Origin of the sequence: Sediminicola luteus (assembly GCF_002514735.1) — a bacterium.
Lineage (GTDB): Bacteria > Bacteroidota > Bacteroidia > Flavobacteriales > Flavobacteriaceae > HQA918.
Genome location: NZ_NBWU01000001.1, coordinates 681841 through 700697, shown reverse-complemented (window position 1 = coordinate 700697; position 18857 = coordinate 681841). Strand labels below are relative to the sequence as shown.

Genomic DNA, 18857 nt, shown 5'->3' with positions numbered 1-18857 from the left:
GGTTAGATCATTCCGATGATACGTTCTAGGGTCCAAAACATGGCCAAGGTGCCAATAGCATATGCCGGTACTTTTTTTAATGGCCGGAAGATAGGGCGTTGCCAAGGAATCCATTGGATTAGCAGCCAAGCCACCGAGACAAAGGCGATTTGTCCCAATTCTACCCCAAGGTTAAAAAAGCCAAGGGCCAAAGGCACTTCGCCATGGGGTAGGCCAATATCTGACAGGGCCCCGGCGAAACCGAATCCGTGTAAGAGTCCAAAGGTAAAGGCTACCAGCCAAGGTTTTCGTCGGGTTATGGTAGGGCGTCCGTGCTGAAGGTGTAAAATTTCAAGGGCCAAAAAGACGATACTTAGTGCAATAACGGCTTCTACCGGAGGGCCGGGAAGTGATACATGTCCCAAAACCACCAAGGCCAGGGTAAGGCTATGGGCCAGGGTAAAGGCGGTAATGGTCTTGACCAACTTAGAAAACTGGCCAATGATCAAAACCAAGGCCAAGACGAACAGCAGATGGTCGAAGCCTAAGAGGATGTGTTCTATACCTAAGATCGTGTAGGTTTTGATCACATTCCAAGTAGTGGCCTGTTCGGGTACCTTGGCGTGGGTACGGTCGGCTTGAAGCATTAGACTGATACCTTCGCCATTCAAGAATTGGATACTGACCAAGGCATCTACTAAAGTGTTTTCCAGTCCTTCGATGCCGATACGTTTACCACGGATACCATCTGGTGCGGTAAGTTCATAGGCGTATACGATATAACCGGTTGTTGGGCTGGGTTGGCCCGAAGCCTGCAATTGGCCACTGGGAATATCTACGAAAATACCCGGGACTTTATCACCCAATCGCGGTATTTTCCAGAACACCGAGTAATGGATACTGTCGGTTTGTTTGATCTGCAACAAGGCCGGACGCAGTTCATGGGCCTGGCCCCAAAAACTGCTGAGGTAGCAAAGTATTGAGATTATCAAAAACCGTTTCCCCATTTATTCGCTGATTTTTTGTTCGAGTTGATCAATGAATTCTTGGTTAATGGCATCGAAAGGTTCCAATTCGATTTGTATGGGGTATTTCTTGCGGATCTCGAGGTATAGTTGGTTGCCGATTTCTTTCTCCTTATCGTACTGGTAGTCGCGCAGTACTTCGGATCTTACCTGATCTAAATGGGGCATTTGAGGGTTTTTCCTTTGGGATATTTTCACCAAATGTACCCCAAAACCTGAGGCTATGGGCCCTGTCCAAGTATCCATTGCGGCGGTTTGCATGGCCTTTTCAAAAGCATCGCCCATTTGTGAGGCCAAGCGCGTACCATCTATGGCGTTGAATTTTCGGGGTACCGATAAGGGGTCGCCCGTAATGGCCGGTGCCGAGCTAGGCCTGCTTTGTAATCGGGCCAAGGTTTCGGTGGCGTTCTTTGAGAGATGGTCTCCACTTTTATCGCGGGTAAAGGCGATTTGTTCAAAACTATAGCTAAATGGTAATCGATAGCGTGCGGCATGGGTCTCAAAATAGGTGCCCAATTCGGCCTCGGTCGGGCTGGCGATTTGGGCCAGATCGCCGGATAGGAAATCCATTTTTTGGGAAAGGCGTCTTTTTATAATTTCATCGTTATGGTCTAGGTTCAAGGCCAAGGCTTCCTTATATAAAACTTCCTGCCTTAGATAATGTTCCACTACCCCGGTAAGTTCATCTTCAGAAGGCAAACGTTTCCATTGCAAATTCCATTTAGAGATCATTTGTTTGAGGTCGCTATTGTCCAAAACAATCTCTTGGTCATCCGTGGTATCGCCTTGTACCCATCCGTAGAAAAGGAAAACACCTAAGCCAAGTAGTAAAAAATGTAGAAAGGGTTCGCGCCAAAATTTCTTCATAATTAAGGTTATGTATTACAGGAAGGATGAGGTACCCATTTTGTGTTGGTAAACACCCCATAAGAACCTTTTTTATCCAGTTTAAAAGAAGGTGAACAGCTATTATTTGGATAGGGGCAAGGTTCGTTTTTAGTTTCGTACTCACGGTAGGTTACAAACAAGTGTCCCCATAGCGGGAAACCTAGTCGAAATAAGCTTTTCATGAAGCGCTGGTTGGTGGTGCTACTTAACTGTTTAGTACAAACTTACGAATTGTATTTATTCCGCTAACATCCGTTGAAGCGAACAAGTGACCAATATAAAAACCATTATTTGGTTTTTATGTAATGTTTGTGCATTGATGCTAATTGAGTAACTTCCACATATTCAAATAACCAGACATGCTTACCGGAATACCTCTTTTATTACTTATAGTTGCCTCAATAGTACTCATTGTCTTGGCCTCCGTAAAATGGAAACTGCATCCGTTTTTGGCCTTGATCCTGGCCTGTTTCTTTTTAGGGTTGACGGTTCAAATGCCCATGGACGTTCTCTTGAATTCCATGACAAAGGGCTTTGGCGATTTAATGGCCTATATTGGGTTGATCGTGGTTTTCGGCAGTGTTATCGGGGTGTTTCTCGAGCGTTCCGGGGCGGCCTTGCGTATAGCCCATACCATTAGCGACCTTTTCGGAAGGGGCAAGTCTATAGCCGCCATTTCGTTGATAGGGGCCGTGGTTTCCATTCCGGTGTTTTGCGATAGTGGCTTTATTTTGCTTTCTGGCCTGTCCAAGAAATTGGCCAAGGTGGGTAAGCAGTCGCAAGCGGCCATGGGGCTGGCCTTGGCCACGGGACTGTACACCACCCATACTTTGGTGCCCCCGACCCCGGGCCCAATAGCCGTGGCCGGTAATATAGGTGCCGAGAAATACCTGGGTACCATCATCCTTTGGGGAATCGGTTTTAGTATTCCTGTGCTATGGTTGGGGCAACTGATGGCGAAAAGACTGGGCAAGAACATATCATTACGTCAAGCCGAAATTCAGGCTGAAGAAAGGTTTTCCTCGGAATTACCCGCTTTATGGAAGGCTCTTTTACCTATTTTGCTTCCCATTGCTCTTATTGCCTTGGGTACCTTGACCCGGTTTTTAGGTATTGAAAACGGAGGTTTACATTTCTTGAGCCATCCTGTGGTGGCCATTTTTATCGGGGCTTTATTGGCCTTGTTTCTGTTAGGACCTACAAGTACTGCCGAAACAGGCAAGGGCTGGTTTACCGAAGCGGTAAAGATTTCGGGTCCTATTTTGATCCTTACCGGTGGTGGCGGGGCATTTGGCGGGGTACTCAAGGCCACGCCTTTAAAAGATTATGTGGGGGTATGGCTAGGTAGTGGCGACATGGGCGGATTTTGGGTTTTGGTGGCGGTATTTATTATCGCTGCCGTTTTAAAAAGTGCCCAAGGCTCTTCAACTTCGGCCATGGTGGTTACGGCTACCTTACTGGCGCCTTTGGTTCCGGCTTTGGGTTGGAGTTCCCCTTCGGATTATGCCTTGGCCGTTATGGCCATAGGTGGGGGTGCTATGACGGTTTCGCATTATAATGACAGCTACTTTTGGGTGGTCTCCCAATTCGGGGGCCTGTCGCCCAAAGACACCCATAGATCTTTTACCCTGCTTACCGGCATACAGGGCGTCGCGGTTTTGGTTTTGACCTTGTTGGCTTGGGGGCTTCTAAGTTTTTTCTAGAAAACAAAAAGGCCGCCGATCGGCGACCTTTTCACATGGCGTTACACAACGATGTCAAGTGGTTTGGTATTTTTCCAATTTCCTCGGGTATAATCGGGGAAATCTTGGGGCATGCCATCTTGGGCTACCGAAATTTCACTTAAGGGGCCAACGGCACTCCAGAAAGCACCTTCATAAACGTTTTGGTCTAAGGGCAATCCTTCGCGTAAACACTCGGCAATACGGAATTCCATTATAAAATCCATACCACCATGGCCACCCATTTTCTTGGCCAGTTCACCTACGCGTTTGTAGAGTGGGTGTTCATACTTTTCATAAATCTCGGCCAGTTTTTCACCCTGAACCCAACTATGGTGGTCTTTGGTAGCCTCCCCAAAACCACCCTCTAGGGCAATACGGGTCGGGAAACCGGTCATAGTGCCTTTGGTTCCTTGAATCAGGTTATGGCGTGAATATGGTCGTGGACTGGTTTCGTCCCATTGTACCATAACCGTTCTACCCATATTGGTTTTAATAATGGAAGTGTTCATATCGCCACCCTTAAAATCGAGGGCGTTCCATTTATGGTCTGCCTGGAAATTCTTTTTAGCATACAAGTTACGTCCTTTGGCAGGCGAGGAAAAGGAAGTAATTCGTTTAAAATTGTCATCGCCCCGGCCCAGGTTCATATATTGGGCAACCGGGCCTAATCCGTGGGTCGGATATAGGTTTCCGTTTCGTTTGGCATAATGGTAGGTACGCCAAGAACCCGTATTACGTTCACTGTACATTTGGCCACGCAGTTCATGAATATAGGCAGCCTCGGCATGTAATAATTCCCCGATAACCCCTTGGCGACACATATTTAGATAGAGTAGTTCGTCGCGACCATAATTCACGTTCTCCATCATCATACAGTGTTTCTTGGTCTTTTCGGAAGTATCTACGATATCCCACATTTCCTCTAGGGTTACGGCAAGGGGCACTTCTACAAAGGCGTGGGCCCCGGCTTCCATTGACTTAATGGCCATGGTGGCATGCCAGCGCCATGGGGTACAGATAAAGACCGCATCTATTTTTTCTTTGCGTAACATCTTTTCCCATTGATTTTCATCGCCATGGTAAAGCTTGATGTTTTGATGCCGTTCCCCTTTTCCTATTTCTTTAACTGCGGCGGCTGTTTTTTCTGCAAAATCTTGGTACAGATCACAAATAGCGACCACTTCGGTGCCTTCAATGGCGGCCATACGTTTAGCATGCCCCGGTCCGCGCGCACCTACACCTATAAAGGCACATCGTATGGTCTCTAATTTAGGAGCGGCAAAATCGCCCATATATTGAGCCTTAAATGAGCGTTCCGGTCCCAATAATTGGGCTTGGGTCAATCCTGGGGCCAGTCCGATCGCGGTACCGGCCAAGGTGGTTTTTTTAAGAAAATCCCTTCTATTTGAATTCATATTAAAGTTTTTTTCAAGTTATGATGCCCAAGGGGTACACCTTGGTTTTTGGAAGGGTAATATACTAAGTTATAGCCAACTGAATGGGGGAACAAATGGGGGAATAAATCCAAATAATCATGGATTTTCTTGTGTGAGGGATAGAAAATCGGTTGGGAAAGGGGTGTCGTACAGCTCAAAGTACGATTTACTAAAACTATCGTATACGTGTTGTGCCTGCCCGTGTTTGCCTTCTAGATGTAAAATACGGATTAAAATGGCCAAAGCGGTTTCGTGAAGGGGATCGAACTTTAACCATACTTGGGCCAAATGTAATTGGGTGGGGGTATCAAGGGTGTTCCAAGCCGATTGGTAAATTTTTTGGAAAAAGCCATCTATTTTTTCAACGGTTTCCGCCTTAAACTGATCTAACCAAGGGTAGGTCATGTTTTGCACTATATTGCCATGGTCAATAAGTCCTAAAAGTGTATGCAATCGGGCAGTATTCAAGTTGTTTTGAGGTTGGCTCCAATTTTCCAATACGTTTTGGAAATGATAGTAATCTACCTGTTCCAATGCTGTTGACTTTAATTGCCAGGAGTTGTTTACAAAATCGAGTTGAATTTGGGGCAAACTTGCTAATAATGCTCGTAATTTTCTGATGTTGGTGCCCCGGTTTTCCTTGGCTTTGGCGGTACTGAAATGGGGCCAAAAGGTTTCTGTCAGCTCTTTGGAAGTCGCTCCTTTCCCTAGGACCGTTGTTTTTAAGATGATGAAAACCAGTATTTGTTTTAGTAAAGGGGAAAAAGAGGTGGTGAGGTCTTGTTCATCGTTTTTAAGTTGTAGCGTTCCGAACAGGCTAATACAAGGCGTATTAGGTTTTATTCGGACTACAGATTCTTCTTTTTTTATACTGATATCACTTTGTTTTGGTCTATTTCTACGAAAGCTGAAGATAAGAAAGCCAAGTATGGTTAAAAGTAGTATTCCTAGGGCCCAAAGTATGGCTTTTGTCCATGGTTGGAGCTGGGGTTTTTCAGCATAAAGCATAGCAATTTCCCGCTTTGCCAAACCACGATTCCAGATTTTTAGCCCTTGCATTCGCCCATAGAACTGCTCGCCCCAAACATTATGGCCTACAACCAAGGGTTCTTTAGAGGGTTTTATGGCCGAGGTAGGGAGGCTGTTTACCAAAACATTGTCTATATAAAAGCGAACACTGCTTTCTGGGTCGAATACTACCACCAAATGATGCCATTGGTTAAGTTGTAATCGTTTAGGTGCAATATGGTCTTTGATTTTGGCCGTTGTAAAATCGGGTCGGCCATGGTTCAGTTTGAAGGAAAAAGAATCGCCAATCCCTAAAATGCCCATATATTCTTTAATACTCTTGGGTTTTACCCATACTGAAATGGAAATCGATTTTGAAAAATCGAGGGTATTGGGTAAGGTGAATTCCAGATAAGAATCTTTCTGATCCAGTTCTAGGGTTTTCCCCCTGATGGTATCTTTTACAATAAGAGTGTTGCCATTAAAGTGAACGCCGTCTATTTCAGTTTTGTTCAAGGGGAGGTTATACAAAAGGGCCTCGGAAAGTGCGACTTGGGTAGCTTTGAAATCGCGTGGTTCACGCATATGGATATTGTGAATGACAACGGGCGGACTAATGCGATATCCGTTTTTGTTGGGGATAAAGGTTTGTTGAAGCTCGGTTAAAGGGAAACAGAATCGGGCTGGGGAATTGCTCCCTCGAAAGCCATTCCAACGGATGCCATGAAGCGATTTGTTTTTATGCTGTATTTGGCCAATAAAGCGATGTAGGCCATTTAGGGAATCGATGACTTGTGTCCGGATACTATCGGGCAGGTTTGGGGCCGAAATAAAGTTTGGGGCCTTTCCCGTTTTTTGCCAAAGCCTTAATCCTTCAAGGAATAAGCTATCGGCATGGGAAGAGGGCGACCTAAGCCATTGGGGTTTGCCCACGGTATCTAGCAAAACCCTTACCGAATCGGGAGTGGGCCGGACCATTTTCAGCTGGTTTCTTTGTAGAACCAGTAGCGAGTTTTGATTCCATAGGGTGAAATCCGATTCGTATTTTTGGTTGTTTTGGGTTAAATAAGAGGTTACTGAATCGAATTGGTACTGGTCTTTGGCCAAGATAACCCCTAAAACAGGTCTATGGCCTTTGTGGAAAAGGGAGTCTAGCTGCTGTGCTTGAACTATCTGGGCCCGGAATACTTTATCTATGTTGGACATGGGGTTTTGGGCAAAAACCAGATTTACCCATAAAAAGGCCCATAGTGTTCCTATGCCATGTTTCCACATCATGCTATAAACATAGAAAAATTGACCGTATTGGCCTATGCAAAGCCCCTATTTATGCCAATTATCTTAGGCTTATTTGAGGCTTTATATTTCCTGGGTTTCGATACCCAATAAGGGCATCTGTCTTTTTTAGAAGCTTAAATGGGGCCTTTTTTTGGGGGCTTACCATTTGAAGCTGGGAGAGCTGCGCCTTTAGTCCGTCTAAAGTTTGAAGGATATGGTTATCAAATTTGGCTTCGTTAATTGGTTTGGTATAATCTAAGGGCAAGCCTAAAGAGCTGCTTATTTCCGTAAGCTGATTGGCCAGAGGGAATAAGGAGTCCGGTATGCTTTGGGTAGCTTGTAGTTGTTTGTTCCAATAGGTTTTCTCAGCCTCAAGAAAAGCGATATCGTCGATGGTTTTACAAGACAATGGGAGGGCCTGAAGTAGGGTGGTCGGATAGTTATAATTGTTTAAAATTCTTTTGAAATCTGAATATGGGGCCATCCAACCCCTAAAGGCTTCTGATTGCGCAAAAGGACGGATACGTTCTGGTGATTTTAGTTCGGAAACCCTAGACAAAGCAATGCCATGCTTCTTTACCCTAACTTGATCATGGTTTCTACCAAAAGCCACCAAAGCTTGCCAAGCATGGTCTGTACCTTTGGTCTTGGGGTTTTGGTAGTAGTGTATTTGCAACTTTCGGGCGCTTTCCATGACCAAAGGCCAATCCTTCAACTTGCCTTTTCCAAGATGTATTTGTTCTAGGTTAGGTAATTCCAAAATGGCGGATGGTAACACCTTATAATCCCCTTTTCCGAGAATCAAAGTCTCCAATGCAGCTATTTTTCCTACGGATTCGATCTCTTGTAATTTGGCCCCGCCAATATGTAATTTGGTCAGCGGGTATTTGCTGAGAACTGTTGGTGTTTCTTTTAAATTATGGTCGTCATACAGGGCCAATTCCTTTAGGTGGAGCCATTTGGGGAGATTTACATCAAGATTTTGGTAAAAATCGGTATCCAGGATATTAATCAATGCCACGCCTCTGATTTCCGTGCTTTGCGTTAAGGTGGCTAGGGCCGTTTTAACATGGGTGTTTTGAAAGCTGATGTTCTGTAGGTTCGGAAATTCTGCCAAGAACGACCAATCGGCTTTTAGTCCGTAATTCTCGTTTTTGGGATTTGGATTATGGATTTTCAGGGTCAAAATCCTCGTTTTAAGCCACTGCGGCAATTTAGCTACCAAGGTTTGGGCATCGGATAACGAAGGCCCTATTTCTAGGCTGTGAACGTTAACAAAGGGTGTAAAGTTTTCTGGGGTCACTTGGTTTATCTCAAAACTGACCGAATCTTCACCCAGGCTATCGTGATTTACGAAGTGGAACTTGCCCTTAAACCGACTCAAGGTTAATTGTCTATGACTGTAGTATGTTAAGGCGTTTTGGGCCAATGCCGCTAAGGGACCATTTGGGTTGGTTTGGACAAACATTTCCAAATCTTTTAGCTCGATTTGGGGTTTTTGTAAGAGACTGTCCCATAGCAAGAGCTGCTCGCCATGCGCCAAAGGTTTTTGAATGGCTTTTAGGGCCATTTCTTGGGCTATGTTTTTCTGATGGATATACGAGCCAATAGCCGTTGAAGGCAAATCTGTCGTTTGTGCCTTGTTTTGTGCCAAAACTTTTGGTTTGGTGGGGCCAAATACCCATTGCGACCACCCCAATGCCGGAAGTATTAGGCCTAGACCTAATATCAAAATTGTTCTTTTCATGGTTGTGCGTGTTCCCGTCGCACAAAGGGAAAAGTCCGGATATGGATCCGGGTAAGAAGAGGAGAAACACAAAAATAGCTTGGTCTAGGGTTATTTACCAAAGCCGGGCATAACCCTTGGGCGAAAAAACGGTGGCTTCGTCTAAAACCCGCTACTACTTATCAACAATAAGGATCACAGAAAGATAGCTATGCGAACCAATCGGTAACGGTGGCTAACATTTTTGCATCTCCCGAAACATGTTCAAATTCGTTCGAAGCCGGGTTATAGGTATAGTCGGTAGCCCATTCTAAATGGTGTGCGGCCACCTTTTCGATGGCATCGAGTATATATGCCAGCTCCTTATTCGAGGTAACCGGATGCAATGACAGACGTACCCAACCCGGTTTGTCGGTTAGGTTTTTGGTTTGGATACCTTTTGTAATTTCACCAGATTTTTTGGCATCGATCTGAAAGAGGTGATGCCCATAGGTACTCGCACAAGACCAACCACCCCTAACCTGTATGCCGAAACGGTCGTTCAGTAGGCGTACGATCAAATTATAATGGGCGCCGTCTACATTAAAGGAGACCACACCTATGCGTGTTTTGCCATTGTCGCCCAAGACCGATACATTGGGTATAGCCCGTAGGCGGGTAAAGGTGGTTTCCAATAACTCTTCTTCCCGGGCAGCGATATTATCGGTACCCATCTTGTCTTTCAGTCGCATACAAAGTGCGGCCCGCATTACTTGAAGAAAGCCGGGTGTACCCCCATCTTCCTTGGTCTCAATATCGTCGTAATATTGATAATTGCCCCAAGGGTCGGTCCATTTTACGTTACCACCACCAGGTACATCTGGGCAATTGACCTGATACAACTTTTTATCGAAAACCAATACGCCACAGGTTCCGGGGCCGCCCAAGAATTTGTGGGGCGAGAATATGACGGCATCCAGTTTGGCTTCCGAATCCGCAGGATGCATATCTATGGCTACATAAGGGGCCGAGGCGGCAAAATCCATAATACAGATACCCCCGTGGCGGTGCATTATTTTGGCTAGTTCGCTGTATGGGGTAATAATTCCGGTGACATTGGAAGCGGCGGTAAAGGCACCGATTTTAATTTTTCTATCGGCATATTTGGTTAAGGCTTCTTCCAATGCCGTAGGATTTACGTTTAGTTCGCCATCACAGGGCAATAACACGACATCGGCCAGTGTCTCCATCCAAGGTACTTGATTGGAATGGTGCTCCATATGGGTGATGAAAACAACGGGTCTTTCAGCTTCCGGAAGCGTTTGTTTTTTTGCCTGGGCATCGGCAACACGAAGCCCCATAATACGTTGTAAACGCGCCAAGGCGCCGGTCATGCCGGTACCGGTGGTCACCAAAACATCGTTGGTTCCGGCGTTTACATGGTCTTTAATAATTTGTCGGGCATGGCGATAGGCATAGGTTGAGGCTTTTCCGGTCTCGCTAGAAAAACTATGGGTATTGGCCACCATGGGTCCGATTTCATTGCGCATCGTATCTTCAATAGGGCCATAAAGCCGTCCGCTGGCAATCCAATCGGCATAAATTAGGGGTTGTTTCCCGTGTAAACTTTCAAAAGATTTCCCCTGACCTACGATATGCTCCCTAAAGGTGGCAAAATGCTGTTCCAATTCCATAACCTTTGACTTAATCCCAAGAAATATTTTAAGCTGGGCGCGTCAAAGATAGGGGGTTTAACCAATTTTAAAGAATATGGAATAAAAAAGACGAATTAAGGAGCTATTCGTATTATTCCATGCAATTCCTATATATTTTGTAGGGAATTCATAAAGCCAGACTAATCCATAGGATATGATCCAGTCTGGCTCTAAATATTTCATTCAAGAGATGTTTTACTCCTTCATCAGGGCCTCATTAAAGCTATAATCGCTGTAATGTACCTTATACAGAATACTGTAACTGGCCGGAATAAAGACCAGGGTGATAAAGGTTCCGAAAATGAGTCCGACCATGATACTAACGGCCATACCTTCCCACATTTCCCCACCACTCAGATAAAGGGGGATAAGCCCGAGTACGGTGGTAAAAGTAGCCAAGAGAATGGGACGGAATCGCTGCAGACAAGCCATGATGATGGCATCGTGTATGTTTCGCTTGAGTTCGTTCTGTTCTATTTCGATCCTATCGATCAATACAATGGCGTTGTTGATCACGATACCGGCCAAGGATATTACCCCTAGGAAAGGCATAAATCCAAAGGCTTCCCCAAAAAGTAACAAACCGGCCACTACACCAATGATGCCCAAAGGAATGGTAAGGGTGATCATGGTCATTTTACGGAACGAATTGAATTGGATGATCAATAAGAGTAAGATGATAAAAGCGGAAAGTGGCAGGTACTTAACCACGGCCCCCATATTATCGGCCGTGTTCTCGGCATCTCCTCCGAATTTATAGGTGTAGCCATCGGGCCAGTTGGCGGCCTCGGCCTCGATCCAGGGTTTGATTTCGGCAGTAATGGCCGAGGCATTCCCATCGGCCCGTAATTCACTGGAGATATTGATGGTCCTAAAAATATCCAAACGACGGATACTGGAATACTGCCATTGGGGTACGATACTGGCCACCTGTAAAAGTGGGACGCTTTTACCCGAGTTTTGGGCATAGACGTTCAAGGTCTCCAACGATTCCAAGGTCTGCTGTTGATCGGCATCGCCACGCATCATAATCGGAATCGATTTATCGTCTTCGCGATATTCACCGGTCCTAAACCCATCTAAAACGGTTTGCAGGCTCACGGCCACATCTTGGTTAGTAATACCGGCCAGTTTGGCTCGGTTCTGGTCAATGTCGATAACGAATTTCTTGGTTTTGGGCCCCCAATCGTCCTTAATGTTCTTGGTGCCCGATATTTGGGACAGTTTCATCTTGACCTTTTCCGAAATCTGGGCCAATACATCGGGGTTATCACCGGAAACCTTTACCTCGATAGGCGTACCGCTACCCCCAGAACCCAAGGCCCCTACCTTTACATCGGCATTGGGGAAATTTTGGAAACAATAGGCATCGATCTTGGCGATCATGGCGTTGTTCACCTCAAAGGAGGAGGTGTTGACCAGCATATGCGCATAGTTGGAATTCGCCTCGTCGGGAGAATACCCTAGGTCGTAGGATTCCGGCCCCTCGCCAATAAAGCAAGACCAATCTACGATACCGTTTACCCGCGATTCTGTAACCTGAAGCGAATCGGTCATAAACTTTTCTATACTGCCCACAAGTTCCGAGGTACGTTCGATACGAGTGCTTTCCGGAAGGTTGATATCTACGGTAATCATATTCCGATCACTATCCGGAAAGAATATGAAAGCCACTTTGGTAAAGCCGTAAAGCGATAAGAAGAAGGCCCCGAATATGATACCGATAACCATATACTTACGTGCCAATGCGGCAAGAATCAAACTTTTATAGTATCCCTTCAGGGTATCTATCAGGCGATCGATAAAACTTGGTTTTTCGGCTTCCCCTTTTTCTTTTTGCTTCAAAAACAGTACGCAAAGTAAGGTTACAATAGTCAGGGCGATAAACCAAGAAGAGAGCAGGGCAATGGAAATAACCACGAAGATGGGGCCTACGATGTCTCCCATGGTCGATTCGGCCAAATAGAATGATAAAAAGGCAGCCGAGGTGGTTAAGGTAGAGATAAGCAAGGGGGTAAAGAGTTCGGAACAGGCCTCTATGGCCGCTTGTTTTGCGGCCGTACCTTTTTCCATCTTTACCATAATAGTCTCGGCCACTACAATGGCGTTGTCTACCATCATACCCAGGGCCATGATCAAGGCGGCCAAGGTCACCTGATTGAGCCCCATATTAATGACCCCCATGATCATAAGGGTGGTAATGACCACAATCGGAATAAGACTGGCAATGACCAAACCGGAACGCATACCTAAAAAGAAAAGCATAACCGCCAATACGATAACAATCGATTGCATGAGGTTCACTACAAAGTCTTTGATCTTTACATCGATGTATTGGTCTATGGAGGCCAGTCGCGAAAATTCGATACCAACGGGCAGTTTCTGTTGCCATTTGGCCACTACCCGATCTACATCTTCACCTAACTTGATCACATTACTACCGGCCTTAAGGTTTACATGCAGCGAAATGGCGTCCTTACCATTAACACGTACTTTTTGTTTGGCCGGGTCTATATAGCCTTTGACTACCGTCGTAATATCTTCTAGCGCCACCAACTGACTTTCGTCTTCCCCAACGGGCACTAGTATTTGTTTGATGTCTTCAACCGAATCGAAGTTTCCGGTAGGTTCGAGAATAATACGTTCGTCCTGTAAGTTGATCTGCCCGCCCGAGTTCAAGATGTTGGTAGAACCGATAATGCTTTGCAGTTTACTTGACGAGAGCCCGTATTCCCGTAAGCGGGCGTTGTCGAACTCAACAAAAACCCGTTCTTCTTGATCCCCACCAATCTCTACCTTGGCGGCATCGGGCAGTTTGATGAGTTCGTCTTTGATGTCATCGGCAAATTCTTTTAGTTCGGCATAGGAGAATCCGTCGGAGGTAAGGCCAAGGGCAATCCCATATACATCGCCAATACCATCGTCTTGCAGGCTGGGTACAACCCCTTCGGGCAAGCCTTCGATATCGTCCAGCTTACGGCGAAGGCGGTCCCAAACGGCCTGTAGGGCCTCTGGTGGGGTTTCGTCTTTTAGGGTAACCGAGACTACCGACAGGCCCGATCGGGAGGTAGAGCTTACCTCGTCGAGTTCGGGTAGTTCTTGGGTTACCTTTTCTACCTTATCGGTCACCAAGAGTTCTACCCGTTCGGGGCTAGCCCCTGGGAAGGAAGAGACTATGGTGGCTACCCGAATGGTATAGGGAGGCATACTGTCGCGCGGAAGTGATTGGTACATACTCACACCCATAATCAGTACGGTGGCCAGCACCATAAAGGTAATCCGGTTTTTTTCTATGGAGAATTTTGCTAAGTTCATTTGCGGCAGGGCGTTTGGTTATTGGTCCAGGGAAACTTGTTGGCCATCGAGCAAGGTCTGTAGGCCAGCCGTAGCGATCAATTGGCCTTCACTAAGCCCTTGGGTTATGGCGAAACCTTCGGAAGTAAGTTCGCCCACGGTAACCGGATGTTTGCTCACGGTGGCTTTGTCGCCTTCTTGGTTTACCAAAAACACGAAGTTGCCGTTGCTGTCCTCACCCACGGCCTGGGCCGGAACCAAGGGTAGGGGTTTATGGTCGGCCTCGGCACCCAAATTAAAGGTAACATTGGCGGCCATACCACTCTTTATCTCGTCTGCCGGATTGTCTATAGTAATACGGGAAGGATAGGTGGCCGTATTGGCATCTACCGCTGGTGAAAGTTCGGTGACCGTACCGGTAAAACTGGTGTCACCCAAGGTAGAAAAGCTGACGCTGGCCTTCATACCCTCAGAGACTTGGTTGATCACACTTTCGGGCAGACCCAAGGCGATTTCCATACGAACGCCCGAATTTAAAACACCCACCACTTTTCCGGACCCGATATTTTCATCGACCTCTACGTTTACGGCCGAAATAGTACCATCTTCCGGAGCGTATAAGTAGCCGTAGTTGATCTGGTCTTTTTGAATGGCCACGGTACGCTTGGCCGATTCGTATCCACTTTGTGCGGTGGTATAGGAGTTTTTGGCCGTTTCGAAATCACTCAGGGATGCCGAGCCTTTTTCATACAAAATACGGTTACGGTCTAGGTTGAGTTTGGCCGTATTCATTTCCGAAGTATTACTGGTAAGTGTGGCAATGGCGGTTTCGTAGTTGAGGCGGTTCTGAACATTGTCCAAACGGCCTAACAATTCCCCTTTTTTTACATGCTGACCTATTTTGATGTTCAACTCGGTCAGGATACCTTGTCCGCGGAAACTCAGATTAATGATCTTATTGGTACGGGCCGTTCCGCTAAAAGTCCGTTTTTTACCACCGCCCATAAGTCCGACTTTTTCAAACTTAATGGGTCGCACGACCTGGGCCGTTTCCTTAGGTTCTTCTTTACATCCTACGGTTAGGGTTAATAGTAGGGAACAAGCTAGGAGGGTGAAATATCTCATGGGCATTATTTTAATTGGTAGGATTGTTAAGGTAATCTTCGAAACGGTTCATAAACTCGAGGTTCTCTGCGTCGCTATGCAATAGAAAGTTATAACCGATAAAACGTTCTAGCTGGATTGAATTCAACAAAAATTGGTATTTCGCACTGGCATTGGCCAATTGGGCGTTCAGGTAGTTATTTTGGGCATCGAGTAACTGTACGATGTTCACGGCCCCTTCGGAATAGGATACCTCAGTGAGTTCGTACCCTTCCCGGGCGGCTTCTTCCGAAATGTCGGAGAGTTTAATATTCGAGTACTCATTAATTACCGATAGCATACCTGTTCTGATGTTGGTGCGAACCCGTTGTTCCAAACCTTCTTTGTTCAACAGCAATTGTTCTTTTTGGATCATGGCCGTTTTTTTGTTGATGTTTTGCCTATTTCTATCAACTAAGGGAATGCTCACAGCCAACGCAACATTGTATCCGCCAAGGTTAAGGTCAGTGGCCCCTTTACCCCATTGGTTAAAGTTTTTGTTGTATCCGCCTTGCAGTCCCAGGGTTGGTAGAAACCTGCCTAAGCCAAAAAGTTTGATATTGCGTTCGGTTGCTTCCAGGTTATATGCCATAGAACGCAGTTCGGGAGCATTCTTAAGGGCTTCGAGGCTCAAGAATTCCCCGAATGGTTCGCGTAGACTTGGATTATCTAAAAGCTCGGTAAGTTCATTATAATTATACCGCTCGAATACCCCTTGGCCGAATACGGCATCGGCCACTTCGATTTCGTGGTCCAGTGGGTTGTTCAACAATTGGTTGAGTTGAAGATAGGAAAGGTCTAATTGGTTAATGGCCTCTACCAAGGTTTGGGTGTTCTGGGCCATTTGGCTTTTAAAACGTAACATATCGGGTTTGCCCGATTGCCCTGCCTCAAAATTCTGTTCGGCCACCCTAAGGTTTTTCTTGGTAAGCTCTAGATTTTGACTTTGGATCTTAACGTTTACCTTGTTCACCAGTACATTGAAATAGGCCTGGGCCCCTTCGAATATCATGTCCAAGGCCTCGGCTTGGTAGTTTTGTTCTTGGGCCAAAAGCAATTGTTTTTGAACATTGATGTTGGCATTGGCCGCAGCCGAGAAAAGGGTTTGGTCCAAACTGATGCTTCCGGCGGTAGACCATTCCGGGTTGGTGATTAGGGCGATATCTTTATCTACGTTTTTACCTTGGGCATTGGCTGTAATACTGGGCAGATAATTACTTTTGGCTGTTCGGGTATCTTGTACGCTCAGTTCAACATCTTTTTGTGCGGCCCGTAACCCTAGGTTGGTTTCCAAGGCTTGGGTCATCACATCCAATAGATTATAGGTTTTTACCGCTTTCGGGTTTACCAATTCCCCTATAAAATCGGTTTTGACCATGGTGCTGTATTTCAGGTCGACCCCTACTTTTTCGGCGGTATTGTAATTTAAGGTCAACCGTTTTTCGTAATCTATGAATACGTTCATGTCGGCCAAGGGGGTGCCATTCACATAACCTTCTATAGAAAGGGCAATACGTCGTAAGATTTGTTCGGTACTTTCGGGTGGGGTATTGGTAGCCATAAGTCCGGCAGCTACATCGTCTACCTCTGTAGCCGTAAAACTTGGAATGTTCTTACTGATACACTCTTGGGCCAAAGCGGCCATTTCGGAATCGGATAAGAAGAACCCCCCGGCTAGGTAAAGTGCGTCAATACCTTCAAGGCCGTCTACGATATCGGCCGCATTGTCGTAGGCGATCAATTTGTATTGTGAATCGAATTGGGGTATTAAATCATTCAGGAACCCTTGGATACGCAACGACTCGGCCACGGGCCTTTCGATAGCGATCCCTATTGTTTTGAAATCGACCAATTCCTTAAAAGTGGTCAGGTCTTCTTTATACGACTGGGAGGCGATTAAATACGTTAGGTTCCCTACCCCCGAGGTAGTTTGATCGAAGCGTAGGGGAATAAGGTCTTTATTGACAGAACCATACAAGATCACAGGTTTGGGAAACCCCTGCTGTTGTTGCCCCATAACCATAGCATTAACGGTACCAAAGACCAAGATCAGGTCAACGGGCATATCCAACATGCGGTTATAATTTTGTGTGGCACGATCCAAACTGAATTCATTGATAAGCACATAATCTTCACTGAATTTGATTATGGCATCCTCTCCTACAACGGCTTGTGTTTCACGAATCATCTGGTTCATCAATTCGCGGGAGTGCTCATTCATAGCGTCTCCCAAAATGCCAATGGTATAGGTCTTTTTTTCTTGTGCCTCTAGGGGCGACCCAAAGAATAATAGTAGTACGAACGGTACGAAAAAACGTGACGTTCGTAGGAAAAAGTTAGCTTTCATCCGAAATGTTTTCATTGGGGGAGGTCTTGTGCGTTCCCCATACAATATAACGGAATTTTCCAAGATTAAAAACTGGAAAATCCAAGGCAAAACTAGTAATGTTTCGATGAAGCGAAACCAAATTATATCATAAATCTCGAGGTTTCAGTTTTGATTTTATTGAACTTCCAAAACGATTAAACTTAACCATTGGAATATAGTCTATATTTGTGCGAACCCGAAAATACGGAAACGAACCATGACCCAACGGATAGTTATAAACCTGAGCTTAGTTCTGATGTTAGCCACTCTTTTTTCCTGTAAGGATAAAAAGACGGCTGGGTTGGCCAAAGCAGATGAATCGATTTCTGACACTACCGATGCCCATGAGGGTATGGTCTATGTACCAGGAGGCATTTATACCATGGGGTCGGAAGGCGCCTGGGCCGAAAGACACGAAGGTCCGGAATTGCAGGTACAGGTAAAGCCCTTTTATATGGACGAGACCGAGGTGACCAATGCCCAATATGCCGAATTTGTTAAGGCCACCGGATATAAGACGATAGCCGAGCGACCGGTAGAATGGGAGCAGATCAAGAAAGACTTGCCCGCGGGTACCCCAAAGCCGGCAGATTCGTTATTACAACCAGGTTCATTGGTATTCAATCCGCCTAATTTTCGAGTGCCTTTAGATACCCATTTTCGTTGGTGGGCCTGGATTCGTGGAGCCGACTGGCAACACCCCGAAGGTCCCGGTTCCGATATTAGCGGTAAAGAAGACCATCCTGTGGTGCATATTGCCTATGAAGATGCCCAAGCCTATGCCAAATGGGCCGGGAAGCGTTTACCGACAGAAGCCGAATGGGAGTTTGCCTCTAGGGGTGGGGAAACCAATAAGCAATTTGCCTGGGGCGACGAACTGACCCCTGAGAATACCTACTTGGCCAATTTTTTCCAAGGCGATTTTCCGTATAACAACACCTTGGAAGATGGCTTTCGTACCTCGGCCCCGGTTAAAACCTTCCCTAAGAACGGCTATGGTCTTTACGATATGATCGGTAACGTTTGGGAATGGACCACCGATTGGTACCGACCCGATACCAAGCAATTGTTGGGGCAACAAACCTCCAAAATCTGTTTGGATCCCAAAGGGCCCGAAAGCAGTTACGACCCTAACGATCCCTATGTTACCGAAAAAAGGGTGATAAAAGGAGGCTCTTTTTTATGTAGCGACCAATACTGCTCCAACTACCGTCCTTCGAGCCGAATGGCAACTTCGACCGATTCGGGCCAAATCCATTTGGGTTTCCGCTGTGTGGTAGATGCCGAATAAAAA

Annotated in this window: 11 protein-coding genes; 2 read left to right on the top strand and 9 right to left on the bottom strand. The window is 46.0% G+C overall.

Translation table 11 applies throughout. The annotated features are described in order from the left end of the window. Positions 1–2: 2 nt before the first annotated feature. Together B7P33_RS09710 and B7P33_RS09705 are read right to left on the bottom strand one after the other, a co-directional pair. The gene (locus B7P33_RS09710; protein ID WP_097441772.1) at positions 3–986 is read right to left on the bottom strand and encodes a HupE/UreJ family protein; all 984 of its coding nucleotides are present in this window, start codon (positions 984–986) and stop codon (positions 3–5) included. Continuing rightward, positions 987–1871 carry a peptidyl-prolyl cis-trans isomerase gene (locus B7P33_RS09705; RefSeq protein ID WP_097441771.1) on the bottom strand — a complete coding sequence of 295 codons (885 nt, stop codon included), beginning with the start codon at positions 1869–1871 and terminating at the stop codon, positions 987–989. It abuts the gene before it with no gap. Between the two features lie 380 nt (positions 1872–2251). On the opposite strand from B7P33_RS09705, the gene B7P33_RS09700 reads away from it, so the two are divergent. Further along, on the top strand, positions 2252–3595 hold the full coding sequence (locus B7P33_RS09700; RefSeq protein ID WP_097441770.1) for a GntP family permease: 1344 nt from the start codon (positions 2252–2254) through the stop codon (positions 3593–3595). A 41-nt stretch (positions 3596–3636) separates the two neighbouring features. Here the strand turns inward: B7P33_RS09700 and B7P33_RS09695 are convergent, their stop codons facing one another. The 7 genes from B7P33_RS09695 to B7P33_RS09665 all read right to left on the bottom strand — a co-directional run bounded on the left by B7P33_RS09695 (position 3637) and on the right by B7P33_RS09665 (position 17542). Continuing rightward, on the bottom strand, positions 3637–5031 hold the full coding sequence (locus B7P33_RS09695) for a Gfo/Idh/MocA family protein (RefSeq protein ID WP_097441769.1): 1395 nt from the start codon (positions 5029–5031) through the stop codon (positions 3637–3639). Between the two features lie 117 nt (positions 5032–5148). Next, positions 5149–7338, bottom strand: coding sequence for a LamG-like jellyroll fold domain-containing protein (locus tag B7P33_RS09690; protein ID WP_097441768.1), 2190 nt, complete (start codon positions 7336–7338; stop codon positions 5149–5151). 58 nt (positions 7339–7396) lie between these two features. Next, a complete protein-coding gene (locus B7P33_RS09685; protein WP_097441767.1) occupies positions 7397–9085 on the bottom strand; it encodes a leucine-rich repeat domain-containing protein in 1689 nt (562 codons plus the stop codon). Positions 9086–9273: 188 nt separating this feature from the next. Then, positions 9274–10737, bottom strand: a complete 1464-nt coding sequence (locus tag B7P33_RS09680; protein ID WP_097441766.1) for an aminotransferase class V-fold PLP-dependent enzyme — start codon at positions 10735–10737, stop codon at positions 9274–9276. Between the two features lie 216 nt (positions 10738–10953). Then, complete coding sequence (locus B7P33_RS09675) at positions 10954–14073, bottom strand: efflux RND transporter permease subunit (RefSeq protein WP_097441765.1); 3120 nt, start codon at positions 14071–14073, stop codon at positions 10954–10956. Positions 14074–14091: 18 nt separating this feature from the next. Next, positions 14092–15177: an efflux RND transporter periplasmic adaptor subunit gene (locus B7P33_RS09670; RefSeq protein WP_097442299.1), complete on the bottom strand. Its 1086-nt coding sequence runs from the start codon at positions 15175–15177 to the stop codon at positions 14092–14094. A gap of 10 nt (positions 15178–15187) precedes the next feature. Continuing rightward, positions 15188–17542: a TolC family protein gene (locus B7P33_RS09665; RefSeq protein WP_172435911.1), complete on the bottom strand. Its 2355-nt coding sequence runs from the start codon at positions 17540–17542 to the stop codon at positions 15188–15190. A gap of 277 nt (positions 17543–17819) precedes the next feature. Here B7P33_RS09665 and B7P33_RS09660 point away from each other — a divergent pair, with 277 nt between their 5' ends. After that, positions 17820–18854, top strand: coding sequence for a formylglycine-generating enzyme family protein (locus B7P33_RS09660; protein WP_245871741.1), 1035 nt, complete (start codon positions 17820–17822; stop codon positions 18852–18854). Positions 18855–18857 lie beyond the last annotated feature (3 nt).